An 18,038-nucleotide genomic window follows, 5' to 3' on the forward strand; every position below is an offset into this window, starting at 1 on the left:
GTAATTCTCTATGGCGTTACTGATGGCTTTCATCAATCAAAAGCATCGGGAATCATCTTTATATTATAATTAAAGGATACTTATCTGGAATTCTTCCATCTTCTGCCATTCGATCCTCGGGACACCAACCACCACACGGTACTCCTAAAATCTAATGCGGCATCTAAAGCAATTCTATCAACTCCAGTTTGCCCACCAGATATAATTTTAATGTGCATAGAAATCTAATTTTCTACCTTGCTCGATATAATAAATAGCTACCCATCATGAACATCAATACCACTGGTAATAATACGAACCAAGCAGGTGACGGTGCATAAACCAAGCTTGCATAACCTAAAAAGTCTTGTAAATAGAAGAACCCTAACCCAGTGAAAAGTGCGATAACCAAGCGAAAACCCATCGACTGCTGACGCAATGGGCCAAAAATAAATGAGCAGGCAATAAGAACCAACGTAATCAGTGCAAATGGAGACGTGACTTTTTTCCAAAAGGCTAACTCATAAGTCTTTGGAACTTGGCTATACTCTGATAAATACTGCATAAAACTAATCAATTGACTTGGAGATAAATCGTCTGGGTCCAAAGTCACCATATGTACATATTTAGGTTGTAAAGCCAATCCTAACGCTTGTTGCTCGTGATCCGTTTTAATCGCATTCCCTTGAGCAAGTAAATCAACCTGATGTGATTTGTCTAAAGTCCACTGACCATCTTTTAAAAATTGGCCTTTTTCAGCAGTGACAAAGGACTGCAATCGATAGTTCTGATCAAAATCAATCGCTTGAATATTACGTAATTGACCTTGGGAATTCGCATAATCAATATAGATAAAACGTTGGCCTTCACGTGACCAATAACCTTTTACCTCACCTAAAGCCGCTACGCTACGTTGTTTTTTAATGCTTTGTGCTTTTTCATTGGTATAAGGAATGACCCATTCACTTAATACAAAAGACATTACAATTAAAAGTAAAGCTGAGCGCATTACCCAACCCACAATACGCCACAGGCTGATACCAACTGAACGCATGACGATCAGTTCACTATTCGAAGCAAGAGCACCCAAACCTAAAACAGAGCCGATTAACGCTGCAACAGGTAAAATATCATACAAATAACTCGGTGCGCCCCATATCACATATAGGAAAGCTTGCCATGCATTATAAGTTGGTTTCAGCGAGCCTAATTCACCTAAGTAAGTGAATAATATTTGTAAAAAAGATAATACGAGCGTTGTGCCTAGCATTGCAAGGACTGTAGTTTTTGTCACATGTTTGGCGACTATTCGACGTGCTAACATTACAACCCCACTCGCTGAATACTTTTCTTAAGTTTTGGTGCTAACTTTTGTTTCCGTGCAAAAATTGCCGCCGCAATAGCATAAATCATTAATGCGACAGGATAAGCCCAGATGTCTAACTCACCTTTACTAATTCGTGTCTGAATTGCGATCATTAATACAATAAGGCTAGCAAAAATAAATATAGATGGAATAAGACGATAATATCGACCTTGACGTGGACTTACTTCAGATAACGCAACCGCAAGCATCAATCCAACAATAATCACAAATGGACCAAAGATACGCCAACCAAGCTCGCTGCGTATAACAGGGTCATCACGTCTTTCCCATAGCTTAGACATGGATAAAGCTTCAACATCATCGCTTTCAAACTTAACGTCTTTATCATTCTCTAAACGTAAGCGATAAGATTGAAATTCTGCTTGGGTATAGCGTGGCTGATTCGGATAAATTTCGTAACGACGACCTTGAACTAAATCAACAACATTCGCCGTATCATTTGCCATTTCGACACGTGTCGCTTCTTTGGCTAAAATCATCACATCTGGTTTATCTTCACGATCGGCTTTCTGATAGTAAAAAATATCTTTTAAATTTTTTCGATCTTCGGAAAGTGAACCTGCATAAATGGTATAAGGACCTGAAGAAATAAATTCTTTAGGTCGGACCAAATCAAAACCTGCTCGCACTGCTTGTGTTTGCATCAAGCTTTCGTAAGCACGAATTCCAGATGATGAACCCCAAAACATTAATATTGCTTGGACGATCAAAAAAACAAATGTCATCGGCAATAAAAGTTTGGCTAATTGATTACGGCTAACACCACTACCATTTAAAACCGCCATTTCATGGTCAACATATAGACGACCAAAAACCAGCATAAGTCCAATAAAGAAACCCAATGGCAAAATTAAAGTTAGAAACTCTGGCAAACGATAAGCAATGATACTCAGCAACACACTAGCGTCTAAACGCCCCTGTGCAGCTCGCCCAAAAATCTTGATTAACTGCCCACCCATAATAATTAAAGTGAGCAAAGCAGTCACAACCAAAGAGGTGGAGACCACTTGTTTGACGAGATAACGCCGAATAATCAAAGTAATGCTTCCAAAAATAGACCAATCGAGGGGTAGTGCTAGTTTACCCGAATGTTAAAAATATAAAACCTATCGCTTGTTGCGGATTGCAACCTCATATCTGAAAGTGTTTAATGGACTTATCTTTCTTTTTCGCTGCTTAGGTTCTATACAAACAATGAAATTTACCCTTCATACCGCATTCCCAACACAGTCGTCTAGTGAATCTTTGTGGATTTTGGTTGATTCAGAACAATTACAACAGAACTTAAATAGTTATCAAATCAATCATCTAGAAGATGTTTTGAATGCCACACAATTCAAAGCTGGTTTTAATGAAAATATTGCCCTGATTACCAATATCGCTGTACAAGCCAATGCACATTTACTCGGTTTAGGCAAAAGTGCTGAATTGAAAGCGACAAAATTAGCAAAACTCGCACAAACGATTATCAAATCATCACAAAATAAATTTAGACAAATCACTGTAGATCTCAGCGCATTACCAACTGATTTACATTACCTATTTGCCTTAGGTTTAACCCAAGCAGCCTATGCCTATGATGAATTTAAATCTAAAAAAAATGAGTTCATCTTAGAAACCATTAATCTAGTTGCAAATGAAACTGTACTTGATGATGCTCAATTAAAGCTCGTCCACGCAGTTCAATCTGGACAAAATTACGCTCGAGATTTAGGCAATCGCCCAGGAAATATTTGCTTCCCTGAATACCTTGCAGATCAGGCGATTGCACTTGCAGCACAATACCCTGACCTATTAAAAGTCACTATCCTGAATGAACAGCAAATGGCTGATTTAGGGATGAATGCTTTTCTTGCTGTAAGTAAAGGCTCTGATCGACCAGGCAGAATTATTACACTTGAATATCAGGCAAAAGCTGATCAAGCACCTATCGTACTTGTCGGTAAAGGTGTTACTTTTGATACAGGCGGTATTTCATTAAAACCAGGCTTAGGTATGGATGAAATGAAATTCGATATGTGTGGTGCTGCTTCAGTATTAGGTACGATGCAAGCACTTTGCGAAGCTCAACTCCCAATTCATGTTATCGGTGCGATCGCAGCAGCAGAAAATATGCCTTCAGGTCATGCAACACGCCCTGGAGATATTGTGACGACCATGAGTGGTCAAACTGTAGAAATTTTGAATACGGATGCTGAAGGCCGTTTGGTTCTATGCGACACCCTCACTTATATCAAACGTTTTAATCCTGCGCTTGTCATTGATATTGCGACACTTACAGGTGCATGTGTTGTTGCGCTAGGCAAAGTCGTCAGTGGGCTATTCTCTCCAGATGATGAACTGGTACAAGAATTACAACTTGCTGGCGAACAATCACTCGACCGTGTATGGCGTATGCCTGTGATGGAAGAATATCAAGAACTCCTTGATTCACCATTTGCCGATATTGCCAATATTGGTGGTCCTTATGGTGGTGCAATAACCGCAGCATGTTTCCTTGAACGTTTCACTCGTGATTACCGCTGGGCACATCTTGATGTGGCTGGTACAGCATGGTTATCTGGTGCAGCTAAAGGTGCAACTGGACGCCCAGTACCATTATTGATGCAGTTTTTAGCGAATCGTGTTGAAACGAATAACTAATCTATGGCACAAGTTAGTTTTTATTTGTTTGAAAACAGCGTTGAGCGGCAAGTTGAAAGTGCTTGCCGTTTATGTCGAAAAATTCTGAATCAGCACCCACAGATTTGGTGGTATTGTGTTGATTCAAATTTACAAAATGAGTTGGATAACAAGCTATGGAGTTTTGATTCAAGTAGCTTTATTGCTCATGGAATTGATCAGTTGAATAGTCCAGTGTGTATTTCAGCTGAATTACCGCCATCGAATGATTGGATTGTATTTAATTTTAACAATCATGCACTTGAACAAACTCAAGATTTTCGCCACATTATCGAAATTATTGAAAATAATGAAACTGCAAAACAGATCGGGCGAGAGAAATTTAAGATGTATCGTCGTTTAGGCATTGAGCCACGCACATTTAAATTATAGGTCTGTAAACCATAGCATCGTATAAGGAGTGTCGCGTGGCATTAAATGTAGGACAGGATTTTAAAAAGCGTTGGTTAAATACACCTGAAACGGTACGTCAGACCTATCAGGAAGATTTAGCTCGTATCTGTGATCTACTGTTACCACAAACACAAATCCAAACATGGATACAACTCGAAGAAAAAGCTCAGCTACGCTCTCAACAACGTATTGATCAAGCTTATGCACATTTAAAGGCTGAGTTAATTGAACAAGCACGCGTTCGCAAACAATTGGCTTTGGAAAAAGCTCTGGCAGAAAAACGTGCTGCCCAAGCTGCTTATGCCGCGCAACTGCAAGCAGATGAGTTAAATCAGTTCGAACAACAAACGGAAAATCTTGTTGCCCTTCGACAACACATTGATCAAGAAATTGCTCAACACACTGAACGTTATCAACCAAATCCTGAACAACCAAGTATTGATTATGCGCAGGCTCAACGTGTTCGGATTGATGACCAACAAATCTTATCTGAGCTCGAAAGTGTGCGTGTCCGACTGGAATTAGAAGCTGAAAGTATGATTGAACAAGCGGTCACAGTTTTTAGAGCAAAATTACATGCGATTGCGCAAGACGAAATAGAATACATCCTCAAAAATAGTCAATTTTCAGATGAAAAATAATAAAAAAGCCCAGTTTAAACTGGGCTTTTTTATGTTTCATTTTTTATTTTAAGAAACCGTTTTCAGCCAAAAATGCCATACTGATGTTCGACTCAGTTTTTTGTTCCGCTGCTCTATCACCCAACAATAAGCGCTCGATATAACGTGCCAGCACATCAACCTCTAAATTAACTTTTGTACCGACTTGCCATGTGCCAATATTGGTACGCTCAGCAGTATGAGGGATGAGATTCAAACTCAGAATATTGCCACGTAGATGGTTAATGGTCAGACTAATCCCATCGACAGTTACAGAACCTTTTTCAGCTAAATATTTTGCTAATTCAACAGGTGCTGTTACTTCAAAATATAATGAACGTGCGTCTTGCCGAACAACTGTAATTTCTCCAAGACCATCGACATGCCCACTCACAATATGCCCACCAAAACGAGTTGTTGGCAACATTGCTTTTTCGACATTGACTGATTGACCTACTTTCCATTGACCTAAAGTCGTTCGATTTAAGCTTTCACGAGACACATCTGCAGCATACCAATTGCTTCCCCACTCGATCACTGTGAGACAAATTCCATTCGTCGCAATTGAATCACCTAAATGCACATCAGACATATCCAAATCAGTTTGAATACGTAGACGTACGTCACCGCCTACACTTTGTAAGCTCTCAACCTTACCTAAACTTTCAATAATGCCTGTAAACATGGGAGTTCTAACCTAATCTTATGCAATATATGCCATAGTGAATCGAATACCATAAAGCAAAGCCTTAGAGATAACAAGGGACTCCAAGTTCAAATACCTGCAATAAAAAAGGCGATCCATTGATCACCTTTTATTATTTTCAATCTTAAATTACTGCATTTCAGAGACACGTTTATTGGCTCTCTGTTTAAGCTCAACCGTATTATTTAACAAGAAATGGCTAAAAAATAATTTATAACCTAATACGCCTAAGCAAGCGCCAACAATCGGTGCAAAGATAGGCACAATAAAATAAGGAATATCACGACCGCCAGTAAAAGCAATTGAACCCCAGCCCGAAAAATAGGCCACAACTTTTGGACCAAAATCGCGTGCAGGATTCATAGCAAAGCCTGTTAATGGACCAAAAGAAGCGCCAATGACAGCAACTAATAAACCCACCAAAATTGGTGCTAAAGCACCACGTGGCAAACCATTATGATCATCCCCAATCGCCATGATGAGCCAAAGCAATAACATAGTGATAAACATTTCCACCATAAACGCCTGTCCAATAGACAATAAATGATGTGGATAGGTTGAGAAAATTCCAGCCAACTCCAAACTCTCTACACTCCCCCGCACCATATGGTGTGTTTGCTCATAATCCATAAATAGATTGCTATACAAACCATAGACCAGAAGTGCGCCTAAAGCAGCACCAGAAACTTGAGAAATAATATAGAAAGGAACTTTACGTTTATCGAAACCAGCAAACAGTGCTAATGCGATCGTAACAGCAGGATTGAGATGAGCTCCAGAAATACCGGCAGATAGATAAACAGCCAATGCTACAGCCAAGCCCCATACAAGGCTGATTTCCCATAGCCCTAAACTTGCTCCTGCAAGTTTAAGCGCAGCCACGACACCAATACCAAAAGATAAAAAAACTGCGGTAGCAAAAAATTCAGCTATACATTGCCCCAACAAGCTGGGTTCCGAGCGACTCATCACAACCTCTCTTGGTCAGTGCTGCGTATAGGCATGACCTGGAATAAAGCTCGGCAAAATATATTCATTTTCGAAAATGATCAATATTCTTCTGGTAGTTTTTCAACCAAATAGTAAAATATTTTTTGTAAATAAAAAAGTTTAACCCACTCAACAACTATAGATAACTTATTGTTTTTAATTAATTTAAAATTAAAAAGATGTTCAGGAAGACCCACTTAATTTCAATGATAATTCATTTAAAAACAATCATTTATTTTATAAAATTATATGTATTAGCAAGAAAGTGAAAAAAATAGAAAATAGACACCACTTTTTCCAAAAATGGTGTCTACTTGAATTTACCAAAGTGCAAGCTGAGTACTATTGCCTGTCGTATCAACACCACCCAACTCAGCAAAATGATATAGCTGCCCTAAAAGCTGTCGTAATGGAGGGCCAGACTTCGCATGAGTATCCGTAATCACAATAAATTCAAGAACACGTGCACGTTCTGATTGACGCTGTTTACTCACTCGATAACGCGGTACATCTTGAGTTAACAAAGTCACTTTGCCGCGCTTTAAATTAACAGTAAGCAAATCTTTAGGTTCAATATTTCCATCAGTCGAATAACTAGTCAAAATATAGCGAGCATTAATTGTTTCCAATAACTTTTCATAAGCTTCTTTCGCATACTTAGACGAGTTATAAGGGCTTGGGCGTTCTTTACGCCATGCTCGATCAATTCCACTCTTAAAGCCTTTGGTATCAGGTGATGGTAAATCCACTTGATCCCATAAAGTCAGGGCATTGAGAACATGGTAATTACTACTGTAGGCATGCTGATTATAAGGTGGATCAAGATAGGCAACATCAACTTCGAAACCACTCATTTGGTTGGCTAAATGTTGTGCATCGACACACCACATTTCAGCCGCAGGTCGTTTGGGATCACCAATCTCACAGAAACGGCTCGGTGTAAGCCATATTAATGACTCGATCCGTTCTAGAGCAGTTTGAGTTCGACCACCCCAACCCTGATGAAAGCTCTTAAATACACCACTGGTATTACTAACAAAACTTGCCGAATATAAAAGTGGTGCCAATAGAGCACTCATTTCCACATCATTGATTGCACCTTGTGCTTGCCAAGTTGCGATCTGTTGACGAATTGCATCAATACGCATCCCATTACGGCGTTTGAAAAACAAACGGTCACGAGCAGGATCATACACATCATCATTACGTGGACAAAGATTATGTGTCACCCAGCCTTTGACTTCTGGCAATCGATTCAAATAGTCGATCGCTTTTTGATAGCCACCTAATTCTTTAAATGCGGGTGCATCAACACAGGCTAAAATGGCGTTGTTCAATGCATGGCTATACGGTTCCCAGTCATTTGCAATAACACGATAGCCGTTTTGACGTGCTAAACGTGAGACCACGCCACTCCCTGCAAAGAAATCAGCAAAAATCGGTGGATTCTTTTTCTTACTATTCAGTGTGCCCGTAATCTCAAGTGCTTCCAAAATCAGATGAAGCAGTCGACGCTTATTGCCTAAATAAGGTACTAACTGATGAAAAAGATATTCGTCAGTCGTACGTGCTGCATGACGACGCTTGTGATAAACCGATGGTTCTGGATTCATATCATCTCTTGGATAGGGAGCAATCTTAGGCGAATATCTTGCCCAAGTTGGGTTACATCGACTAAATCAAAACGCAATTGTTCTGCCATTGTACTCAATTCAGCATTGAACATTGCACGAGCAGATTGACCAAGTAAAGTCGGTGCAACATAACTGATCATTTCATCAACTAAACCTTGCTGTAAAAAAGCCGTTGATAAAGTTGCACCTGCTTCAACCAACACATCATAGATTTGATACTGATGAGTTAAAGTTTGCAATAATTGACTTAAGGGTTGCGGCGCCAATTGTATCACGCCTAAATCAGCAAGTTCTTGACGAAATGGTGTCATCACCATCACTGTTTCAGGATTTTTCAAAATCTTCGCTGAAAGTGGTAACTGTCCTTGGCGATCCAATACAATACGCTTCGGCTGAACCACGGTACTTAGCTCAATACCGTCCAATTCACGTACATTCAGCTCACAATCATCGGCTAAAACGGTTTGAATCCCTGTAATCACAGCACCCGAAATTGCACGCCAATGTTGTACATCTTGTCTAGCGATTGCTCCAGTAATCCATTTTGATTCTCCTGAAGCCATTGCAGTACGGCCATCTAAACTTGATGCAATTTTCAAACGCACATACGGCGAACCCGTAGACATCGCTTTTAAAAAGCCCAAATTGAGCGTTTTTGCAGTTTCTACACAAATTCCTGTTTCAACTTCAATACCCGCTGCTTTTAAAATTTGAACGCCTTTTCCCGCGACTAATGGGTTAGGATCTGAACAAGCGACCACGACTTTCTTCACCTGAGCTTTAACCAATGCTTCTGCACAAGGCGGCGTTCTACCATAATGTGCACATGGTTCCAAAGTCACGTAAGCTGTCGCGCCTTTAGCATGTTCGCCCGCTTGGCGAAGTGCAAAAACTTCTGCGTGGGGTTGACCCGCTTTAGGGTGATAGCCCTCTCCAATCAGCTGCCCATCTTTGACAATAACGCAACCCACGTTAGGATTCGGCTTGGTTGAATATTGCCCTAGTCGAGCCAACTCAATTGCTTGCTGCATCCAATATTGATCTTGGGATAAATGATTTTGCGTGAACTCAGACATGATTTCTCTAACTTATGCTTCATTTTCACGTTGTTGCATTTGCTCAATCTGACGACGAAATGCTTCAACATCTTGGAAATCTTGATAAACAGAGGCAAAACGAACATAGGCTACATGATCAAGTGCAAATAAAGCCTGCATCACAATCTCACCAATTGTTCTAGACTTTACATCTCGCTCACCTAAACGGCGAATTTGTGATTGTATATCACTTAAAACCGTTTCAATTTGTTCCTGGGTCACAGGACGTTTCTGTAAAGCATGCATCAATGAGCGGCGCAATTTTGCTTCATCAAATGGTTCACTTTTTGAATCAGATTTAATGACTCGTGGCATCACCATTTCATAACTTTCAAAGGTGGTAAACCTTTCACCACAAATCGTACATTCTCGACGACGACGGATTTGACAACCCTCAGCCGCAAGGCGAGAGTCGATGACTTTACTATCAGCAGCGTTACAAAATGGACAATGCATAATGGTGCGATTATTTACTCACTTTGCTTAAGTGTAGCAAAGTTTCTGCAATTGCTGAACTAGCACACCAAAGGCATAAAAAAACAGCCTTATTCGGCTGTTTTTTAAACTTCAAAGAATAATGAATTATTCGATACGCTCGCCATGTTGGCTAAGGTCAAGACCCATGCGCTCATCATCAGCACTTACGCGGATACCAATCACAAGATCAATCACTTTAAGGATAATGAAAGTCACTACTGCGCTATATACCATCGTTGCGAGTACACCTTCAATTTGCACCCATAATTGACCTGCAAATGTTGGAGCAAGCGCAACGTTAGCAGCTTTAATGATTTCATCACTGTAGAACACCCCCGTAAGAACCGCACCAACGATACCACCAACTGCGTGTAGACCGAAAGCATCCAATGCATCATCTGCTTTAAGGAGACGTTTAAGTGCTGTAATACCCCAGAAGCACACTACACCACCGATTAAGCCCATGATTAATGCACCACCCACACCAACGAAACCAGCCGCAGGAGTGATTACAACCAAACCAGCAACCGCACCTGATGCACCACCAAGTACTGAAGCCTTACCACGCACCAGACGTTCAACAATCAACCAAGAGAATGCAGCAGCGGCAGCAGCAACTTGCGTTACAAGAATTGCCATACTTGCACGAGCGCCAGCACCTAAAGCACTACCACCGTTAAAGCCAAACCAACCTACCCAAATTAAGCTTGCGCCAATCACAGTGAGCGTAAGGTTGTGCGGTGCCATTGATTCGCGACCTAGACCAGCACGTTTACCCAACATGTACGCAGCCACTAAACCAGCTACACCTGCGTTGATATGTACAACTGTACCGCCTGCAAAATCTAAAGCACCTGCTTTGAATAACCAGCCATCAGCAGCCCAAACCCAGTGAGTAATTGGTGCATAAACCAAGATTACCCAAACTGCAATAAACGCCATGAATGCTGAATATTTCATACGATCAGCAATCGAGCCGCTAATAATTGCAACAGTGATAATCGCAAAAGTCATTTGGAAAATAACAAACAAGCTTTCTGGAATAGTTCCACTTAAGGCATCAAATGCCACGCCATTTAGCATTGATTTGGCAAAGTCACCGACATAGGCACCTGAACCAGAGAACGCAAGCGAATAACCAACGATAACCCAAATTAAGCTGACTAGAATTGCCGCAGAAAGGCTAAACATCATGGTGCTGAGTACGTTTTTCTTACGAACCATACCACCATAGAATAGAGCCAAACCAGGGATGGTCATCAACAGAACCAGTGCTGTTGAAACGAGAATCCAAGCTGTATCGCCTGTATCAACTTTTGCAACTGGTGCAGGAGCTGGAGTAGCTTCTACAGGAGCAGGAGCTTCTGCTGCTACAGTCACAGTTGATGCAGTCGCCGTATCAGACGCTGCTACAGTTTGTTCAGCAACGGGTGTTGATGCAGTATCTTCTGCCCAAACCATCGCTGAACCACCTAAGAGTGCGCCAGATAGACTGAGCGCCATAAGCATTTTTTTCATTCGTGTCCCCCAACCTTATTTTGTGAGCTATTTCTCTTAATTCTAACTCAGCAAACTTTGTGCCAATTTAGACAGCATCTGGTCCCGTTTCACCAGTACGAATACGGATGACTTGTTCCAAATTCGTGACAAAGATTTTACCGTCACCAATTTTTCCAGTGCTTGCGACACGAGTGATAGATTCAATAACCGCATCGACCATTTCATCGCTAATCGCAATTTCAATCTTTACTTTCGGTAAAAAATCAACGACATACTCTGCACCACGATACAGTTCAGTATGACCTTTTTGACGACCAAAACCTTTTACTTCAGTTACGGTAATCCCTTGAACACCAATATCAGAGAGTGCTTCACGCACATCATCGAGTTTGAATGGTTTTACAATTGCAGTTACAAGCTTCATGTGTGTTTTCCTTCGGCTTATTTTCACCAGTAAGGTTTTATGTTCAATTTTCATGCCAATATTTGAAGGTTGGGGATTTTCAAACCATCAGCAAGAGCTTTCTTTATAACCTATTTGGACGTCAAGATGTAGATATTCAATCGAAAATAAGTTTCATTTGCTCCTGTTTAACTGAATTTAGATATCGGTGGCATCAATGCGTTGAACAGGGCTATGGGATTACTACAAGCAATGGTACACTTGCCTACAAATACATATAACCTATTGAGCGCTTCATGATTGAAACTCTTTTACAAGCCATTCTTGAACAAGTTGATCAACCTAAAAAAGATTTAGAAAAAAATTTACGTGCTTTGCTCAATGAAAGCGTCGAAAAATTAGATTTAGTCTCTAAACAAGAGCTAGAGCGCCAGAAAATAGCGCTAAATTTGGCAAACCAACGCCTCGCTGCGTTACAACAGCAAATGAGCACCCTAGAAAAAATGGTGCAAGATCAAAAATAAGCACTAGTTTAGCGCAGAGATCAACAAAAATGATTAAAAATAAAGCACCATGATGGAACAATAATAAAATGTCTTTCGCAAAAATTTACACGAGGGGTTTATTAGGTTTACATGCCCCTCAAATCGAAGTTGAAGTTCATATCAGTTCAGGACTCCCCTCCTTAACCATTGTAGGTTTAGCAGAAGCCGCTGTAAGGGAAAGTAAAGATCGTGTTCGATCAGCAATTATCAACAGTGGTTTCTTGTTTCCAACCAAACGTTTAACGATTAATTTAGCACCTGCAGATCTTCCTAAAGATGGCTCCCGCCTAGATTTACCGATCGCACTAGGAATTTTAATTGCTTCAGGTCAACTTCCTGAAAATTGTACTGACGGCTTTGAATTTATTGGTGAACTTGCATTAGATGGACATTTACGCCCTGTTACTGGAATATTGCCAATTGCGATGGCTTGCCAACAAGCCCAACACCGCTTATTGGTACCTACTAATAATCTAGAAGAAGCCAATCAATTTCCGCAGTTTGAAGTTTATGCTGCCAGTCATTTACAAGATGTGTGTGCACACTTTTTGGGCACTTCTCATTTATCAACCGCACCCAAACAAGAAAATTTAACAAGTACTCACTATCAATTTGATCTTGCAGATGTCAAAGGTCAATTACGTCCCCGTCGTGCACTAGAAATAGCAGCAGCGGGTGGGCATTCTCTACTTTTCAAAGGTCCACCTGGCACAGGTAAAACATTACTGGCTTCTCGGCTACCTTCTATTTTGCCACCACTTAATGCTCAAGAAAATTTAGAAGTCGCAAGTATTTATTCAGTTGCAAATGCTCAACATACTTTTGGACAACGACCCTTCCGTGCACCACACCATACTGCGTCAGCGATTGCACTAGTTGGAGGCGGTTCACAACCTAAACCAGGCGAAATTACACTTGCACATTTAGGCGTATTATTTTTAGATGAATTACCTGAATTTGACCGTAAAGTTTTGGAAGTTCTCAGACAACCTCTAGAGTCGAAAGAGATCGTCATCTCCCGTGCGGCAAGACAAATGACATTTCCAGCGAATTTTCAATTTATTGCAGCAATGAATCCATGTCCTTGTGGCTACGCATTTAATCAAGATAGCCGCTGCCAGTGCTCAGTAGAAAATATTCAACGCTATCAAAATCGTATCTCAGGTCCATTATTAGATCGTATTGATTTACATATTGATGTACCACCTTTGCAGACCAAAGAACTACAAGATCAAAGTCCGACAGAAAGTTCTACAATTGTGCGGCAACGCGTGATGAAAGCTTATGATAAACAAATGTTAAGACAGCAATGTTTGAATCAGGCACTTTCTCCAAATTTACTAGAACAATATGCTCAATTAGATGAAAATTCAGCCAAAATCATCGAAATGGCTCAACAGCGACTTAATCTCTCAGCACGCGCCTATCATCGTGTACTTCGTGTTGCACGAACCATAGCCGACTTAGCTGAAAGCGATATCATTTTAACAACCCATTTAACAGAAGCCTTGTCTTATCGGGGTCATTCAACTTAAAACCAGACCATAAAAAAGCGACCTTATAGGTCGCTTTGGTTTTTATTGTTCTTAGAAAGCGTAACCTAAACCCAAAACAACTTTATTTTTTTGCTTTGTTTCATCACGAGTATAGCCACCGAAGATATAGTCTAGACTCCAAGTTGCACCAGTATTACCTAAAGGATGTGACAATCCAAGAGTTGCGTGACGGAAAGCAAAATCAGTTTTGGTGACATCTCCTGCTTTAGCTTGGTAAGCTAAATACTCATCATCATCACCATAATAATAGGCCGCAACTTGTGCTTTACCTGTAAATCCGCCAGCTAATTTAGGTGCATAAGTTGCCAAGAAATAGGTGTCACCTTTATTACCAAAAGTCACATTATTTAATAATGTCTGAGCAGTAATATTAAAGTCTTTGTAGCTCAGTCCGACAATTGTTTCATAACCCGTTGATTCCCAGCCTGGATAGTAATAATAAACAGTCCCACCAATTTGATAGCCCAAATCTTTTGTGATTTTTCCTTTGTATCCTGCATATAAATCATTTTCAAATGACTTCTTCTCTTCTTTTACATAAGTCGGTGAGGTATTAAAATCTGCATATGCAGCAGTTAAGGTCGAAAACCAGTATCCTAAATAGAATCCACTATCATGCGTATAATCAAGCCCACCTTGTACTGCAGGTGTATCACTTTCAGGTGAATTTGTCATACCACGTAGATTATAACTAGATACTACGTTTACATTGCCTGTAATCGTTCCTGGAAATGGTAGCTTTGTTTCTTCAGCCAAACTTAAAGTTGATGCTGTAAATACCATCGCTAGAACTGTAGCTTTGCATGCAAATTTCATCATATTGATTTCCCCCATGATTTAGATATTCAACTGATTTATGTTCTAAATTGCATCATGATGAAATTTGCAAATGCTGTGCCAAAAGTAAAAATTAAATTAAAATTAAATATAAATTATTGATTATAATTATATTTTAAATATATTTATTTTATTTTTCTATTAATCAATCAACCGCTCAGGATTAAAATGTGATAATAAAATGCATCTTTAAATATAGAGACGCACATAATTAGCACCTATTTTTAATATGAAATTTTCGTTTTTCTTTTCTAAGAATGAATAAAAAAAGCCAGCAATTTGCTGGCTTTTTAAAGGTTTATAAATGTTTTTTAAATTAGAATGTTTTAGTCAAACTAAATAAAACACCCGTATCATAAGGTTTTTTAGCATTATCGCTCATACCTGAAGTACTTACATTTGTTCCAACAACATCAACTTCAGCGAGGATACCTAAGAAGTTATAATTTACACCAACTTTATAGTCGATATAATTATCATCTTTTCCAGGACCACCAGCAACAACACTTAAAGCGTCTTTATTTTTTAATTTATTATACCCTACAGATGCTAAACCTGTTAAACCTGTGCTTGCAATTGGTGCTGAGTAACCTAAGTTAAAATACCAAAAATCATCAGTTCTACCCCAGTAATCAGGTGAATAATTCACGCCTACACTTAGAGCATCACCTGCTAATAATGTTTCAGGGAAAGTCAGCTTACCAAATACTTCTGTAAAAGCTAAACCTTTCTTACCATTATATCCATTTACAGCATTAGATTTAGAACCTATATATCCATAATGAATTACACCTACATCGTAGGTTGGTTTAATTTTATCTGTTAAGGCAAAACTATTAGTAAAACCTAATGTAGCGTCAGTTTCAGTTGAAACACCAGGAATACCGAAATCTACACTTGAACCCCAAAGTGCTAAATACGCACCTGAAGTATGTGAAAATGTAAATCCACCTTGAATCGCAGGATTATTCGAAGATTGTGTCACACCACGAAAACGATAATCTGTTACAGCTGAAACATTGCCCGATGCAGTAATACCATATAATGAAGGTTTATCTTCTGCCATAGCAAAAGTCGAAGTCACAGCAAAAATACTTAACGCGATCGCTTTACATGCAAATTTCATCATATTGATCTCCCCCATGATGGATATTCGACTGAATTTATGTTTTAAGTTGCATCATTATGTGAGTAGCAAATGCTATGCCAACTTCTTTAAAGCACTATAAAACCTAGGTTTGATGTCACCGCTTTGTCATGAAATATATAAAGAGAATAAAAAAGGGCTATTTAAGCGTTTTAAAATAGATTTTTTGATCCATTTTTAAGCAAAAAATAAGATTAGTAATTAAACCGCACAAAAATAATGCAACAATACTGCTCGACAATCGATCATTGTTAAACATTTAAAGTATTGGCTTAAAAAGCGAGGAAAATTCGCACAACATAAGTGCAACTTTTAAAAAACGAGCGCTTTTTGATACAAAAATCTTACCACTCATCGGGATGTCATTTTTTGCAAATCAACTCAATCATTTTTTAATCAATTACAAAATAACTCATTAAATTTGAAAAGAAATTATTAATATAGTCACATATTTTAAAAAGAAAATATCAAAAAATAATCAATTTTAATTACAGGAATTATATTGTATTTTTTATATAAAAAACAAATATTTAATTTTAATTCATCTATTTTTTATACAAGAATAAAAACAAAAAATCCTATCCTGTTTTTGTGTAAATTTAATTAAAATATTTTAATAAAAATCTATCTTTTTTATGCATAACTTATACAATTGGTCAAAATTTCGATTCTGACCGAAATTGATCTTATTTATTATGAGGCTACCTATGCCAAAGGCAAAGAAACTAACATTAGCGGTTTTGATTAATGCCGCATTGATCTCCTCAACATACGCAAGCGAACAAAGCGAAGCAAAAGGTTTTGTTGAGGATGCAAATGGTTCAGTATTGTTCCGCACAGGCTTTTTAAATCGTGATAAAAAAGACGGTTTAACAAATGATACAAGCTCAACAGCGCAAACTGCCATTTTTGATCTTCAGTCAGGCTTTACAAAGGGTGTTGTTGGCTTTGGTGTTGGCCTAGTAGGTGATGCATCTTTCAAGCTTGGTGCGAATAATAATACGGGTAATCAAATGATTCCTGTAGATGATCGTGGATTTGCTTATGATCATTGGGCTCGTGGTGGTGCCAATGTGAAAGCACGTATTTCCAACACAACCGTGACTTATGGTACACAGGTGTCAACACTTCCTGTCATGGCAAGTAATCAAGCCCGTTTAGTACCTGAGTATTACACAGGTGTTTTCGTTGAAAGTAATGAAATTCCAAATCTAAATGTGGTTGCAGGTAAATTCACAAAAAACCAAATGTCAAACCAAATTAGTACCGATAAAGATGTGACAGGTCAAGGGCTTGATCGTGCAGTAGTTTGGGGTGCTAAATATAAATTTAATGATCAACTCAATTCATCGTATTATGGCTTAGATGTTCAAGATAAGTTAGAACGTCATTATGCTAATGTAAACTTTACCCAAGGCTTAAAAGACAAGAGTACCTTAACACTTGATGCCATGGGTTATCATACAAAATGGGATAAAGATGCGCTCACTGATTCACATACCACAGATGATCTAGCAAACCGTAAAAACTCGATTTGGGCTGTTTCAGTGGGCTATGGCAAAGATGTACATAATGTCATGCTTTCTTATCAAGATAACACAGGTAATACTGGATATGACTATGGCTATAATGCTGATGGTTTACAAAGTATCTATGTCCCTAATTCCTATTTAGGTGACTTTAATGGTAATGATGAAAAATCTGTCGGGCTACAATATAACTACAACTTTAAAAATCACGGTTTACCTGGTCTAAACTGGACAACTGCATTTGTTTATGGTTGGGATATTGATATCGCTAAAATAACAGATCGCTCAAAAATCATTGACCAAGCCGAAGAACATGAGCTCTTTAACCAAGTCAAATATACAGTTCAAACAGGTACATTGAAAGATGCAAGCCTACGTGTTCGCTATTCTTACTTACGTTCAAGTGATACCTATAATAATGTTTCTGGTGAATATGTCAGCAATGTCATTGGCTCAACCAATGAATGGCGTTTGTTCCTTGATATTCCTGTGAAACTGTTCTAATTCACAGCTTTAT

General features: G+C 39.0%; 18 protein-coding genes and 1 pseudogene. 6 read left to right on the top strand and 13 right to left on the bottom strand.

The window, feature by feature from the left end:
- Window positions 1-58: 58 nt before the first annotated feature.
- From CDG56_RS17460 to lptF, 4 genes and pseudogenes are all read right to left on the bottom strand, one after another.
- Entirely contained in the window at window positions 59-109 is a 51-nt protein-coding gene (locus CDG56_RS17460; protein ID WP_264754467.1) for a putative molybdenum carrier protein, read from the bottom strand.
- A gap of 58 nt (window positions 110-167) precedes the next feature.
- Window positions 168-218 (bottom strand): annotated as a pseudogene (locus tag CDG56_RS17465) (hypothetical protein); the annotation flags it as partial.
- A gap of 14 nt (window positions 219-232) precedes the next feature.
- The gene (gene lptG / locus CDG56_RS10530) at window positions 233-1,303 is read right to left on the bottom strand and encodes an LPS export ABC transporter permease LptG (protein WP_087547836.1); all 1,071 of its coding nucleotides are present in this window, start codon (window positions 1,301-1,303) and stop codon (window positions 233-235) included.
- Window positions 1,303-2,403, bottom strand: a complete 1,101-nt coding sequence (gene lptF / locus CDG56_RS10535) for an LPS export ABC transporter permease LptF (RefSeq protein WP_004659434.1) — start codon at window positions 2,401-2,403, stop codon at window positions 1,303-1,305. Before lptF ends, lptG begins: the two co-directional genes overlap by 1 nt.
- 157 nt (window positions 2,404-2,560) lie before the next feature.
- Between lptF and CDG56_RS10540 the strand changes: the two genes are divergently transcribed.
- The 3 genes from CDG56_RS10540 to CDG56_RS10550 are packed head-to-tail and all read left to right on the top strand — an operon-like array spanning window position 2,561 to window position 5,082.
- Complete coding sequence (locus tag CDG56_RS10540; RefSeq protein ID WP_087547837.1) at window positions 2,561-4,009, top strand: leucyl aminopeptidase; 1,449 nt, start codon at window positions 2,561-2,563, stop codon at window positions 4,007-4,009.
- A gap of 3 nt (window positions 4,010-4,012) precedes the next feature.
- The gene (locus CDG56_RS10545) at window positions 4,013-4,420 is read left to right on the top strand and encodes a DNA polymerase III subunit chi (protein WP_046738933.1); all 408 of its coding nucleotides are present in this window, start codon (window positions 4,013-4,015) and stop codon (window positions 4,418-4,420) included.
- A 35-nt stretch (window positions 4,421-4,455) separates the two neighbouring features.
- Entirely contained in the window at window positions 4,456-5,082 is a 627-nt protein-coding gene (locus CDG56_RS10550) for a hypothetical protein (protein ID WP_087536533.1), read from the top strand.
- A 43-nt stretch (window positions 5,083-5,125) separates the two neighbouring features.
- Here CDG56_RS10550 and CDG56_RS10555 read toward each other — a convergent pair whose 3' ends face one another.
- The 7 genes from CDG56_RS10555 to glnK form a co-directional block, all read right to left on the bottom strand.
- On the bottom strand, window positions 5,126-5,785 hold the full coding sequence (locus CDG56_RS10555; RefSeq protein ID WP_046738931.1) for a riboflavin synthase: 660 nt from the start codon (window positions 5,783-5,785) through the stop codon (window positions 5,126-5,128).
- Between the two features lie 150 nt (window positions 5,786-5,935).
- Window positions 5,936-6,775: an MIP/aquaporin family protein gene (locus CDG56_RS10560; protein ID WP_087547838.1), complete on the bottom strand. Its 840-nt coding sequence runs from the start codon at window positions 6,773-6,775 to the stop codon at window positions 5,936-5,938.
- A gap of 341 nt (window positions 6,776-7,116) precedes the next feature.
- Window positions 7,117-8,409: a DNA adenine methylase gene (locus tag CDG56_RS10565; protein WP_087547839.1), complete on the bottom strand. Its 1,293-nt coding sequence runs from the start codon at window positions 8,407-8,409 to the stop codon at window positions 7,117-7,119.
- Window positions 8,406-9,506 carry a bifunctional diaminohydroxyphosphoribosylaminopyrimidine deaminase/5-amino-6-(5-phosphoribosylamino)uracil reductase RibD gene (gene ribD, locus CDG56_RS10570; protein ID WP_087547840.1) on the bottom strand — a complete coding sequence of 367 codons (1,101 nt, stop codon included), beginning with the start codon at window positions 9,504-9,506 and terminating at the stop codon, window positions 8,406-8,408. Before ribD ends, CDG56_RS10565 begins: the two co-directional genes overlap by 4 nt.
- Before the next feature lie 12 nt (window positions 9,507-9,518).
- On the bottom strand, window positions 9,519-9,983 hold the full coding sequence (gene nrdR / locus CDG56_RS10575; RefSeq protein WP_004659444.1) for a transcriptional regulator NrdR: 465 nt from the start codon (window positions 9,981-9,983) through the stop codon (window positions 9,519-9,521).
- A 126-nt stretch (window positions 9,984-10,109) separates the two neighbouring features.
- Window positions 10,110-11,522, bottom strand: a complete 1,413-nt coding sequence (locus CDG56_RS10580; RefSeq protein ID WP_087547841.1) for an ammonium transporter — start codon at window positions 11,520-11,522, stop codon at window positions 10,110-10,112.
- 67 nt (window positions 11,523-11,589) lie between these two features.
- Window positions 11,590-11,928 (bottom strand): P-II family nitrogen regulator, encoded by a 339-nt coding sequence (glnK, locus tag CDG56_RS10585; RefSeq protein WP_000780326.1) that lies wholly within the window; start codon window positions 11,926-11,928, stop codon window positions 11,590-11,592.
- 275 nt (window positions 11,929-12,203) lie between these two features.
- Between glnK and CDG56_RS10590 the strand changes: the two genes are divergently transcribed.
- Both CDG56_RS10590 and CDG56_RS10595 read left to right on the top strand, forming a co-directional pair.
- Complete coding sequence (locus CDG56_RS10590; RefSeq protein ID WP_087536529.1) at window positions 12,204-12,431, top strand: accessory factor UbiK family protein; 228 nt, start codon at window positions 12,204-12,206, stop codon at window positions 12,429-12,431.
- 68 nt (window positions 12,432-12,499) lie between these two features.
- The gene (locus CDG56_RS10595; protein ID WP_087536528.1) at window positions 12,500-13,987 is read left to right on the top strand and encodes a YifB family Mg chelatase-like AAA ATPase; all 1,488 of its coding nucleotides are present in this window, start codon (window positions 12,500-12,502) and stop codon (window positions 13,985-13,987) included.
- Between the two features lie 51 nt (window positions 13,988-14,038).
- On the opposite strand, the gene CDG56_RS10600 is transcribed toward CDG56_RS10595, so the two are convergent.
- Both CDG56_RS10600 and CDG56_RS10605 read right to left on the bottom strand, forming a co-directional pair.
- Window positions 14,039-14,827: a TorF family putative porin gene (locus CDG56_RS10600; RefSeq protein WP_087547842.1), complete on the bottom strand. Its 789-nt coding sequence runs from the start codon at window positions 14,825-14,827 to the stop codon at window positions 14,039-14,041.
- Between the two features lie 334 nt (window positions 14,828-15,161).
- The gene (locus CDG56_RS10605; RefSeq protein WP_004674244.1) at window positions 15,162-15,974 is read right to left on the bottom strand and encodes a TorF family putative porin; all 813 of its coding nucleotides are present in this window, start codon (window positions 15,972-15,974) and stop codon (window positions 15,162-15,164) included.
- 725 nt (window positions 15,975-16,699) lie between these two features.
- Between CDG56_RS10605 and CDG56_RS10610 the strand changes: the two genes are divergently transcribed.
- A complete protein-coding gene (locus CDG56_RS10610) occupies window positions 16,700-18,025 on the top strand; it encodes an OprD family outer membrane porin (protein WP_087547843.1) in 1,326 nt (441 codons plus the stop codon).
- The last annotated feature ends 13 nt before the right edge of the window (window positions 18,026-18,038 follow it).

Origin of the sequence: Acinetobacter sp. WCHA39 (assembly GCF_002165385.1) — a bacterium.
Taxonomy (GTDB): Bacteria; Pseudomonadota; Gammaproteobacteria; order Pseudomonadales; family Moraxellaceae; genus Acinetobacter.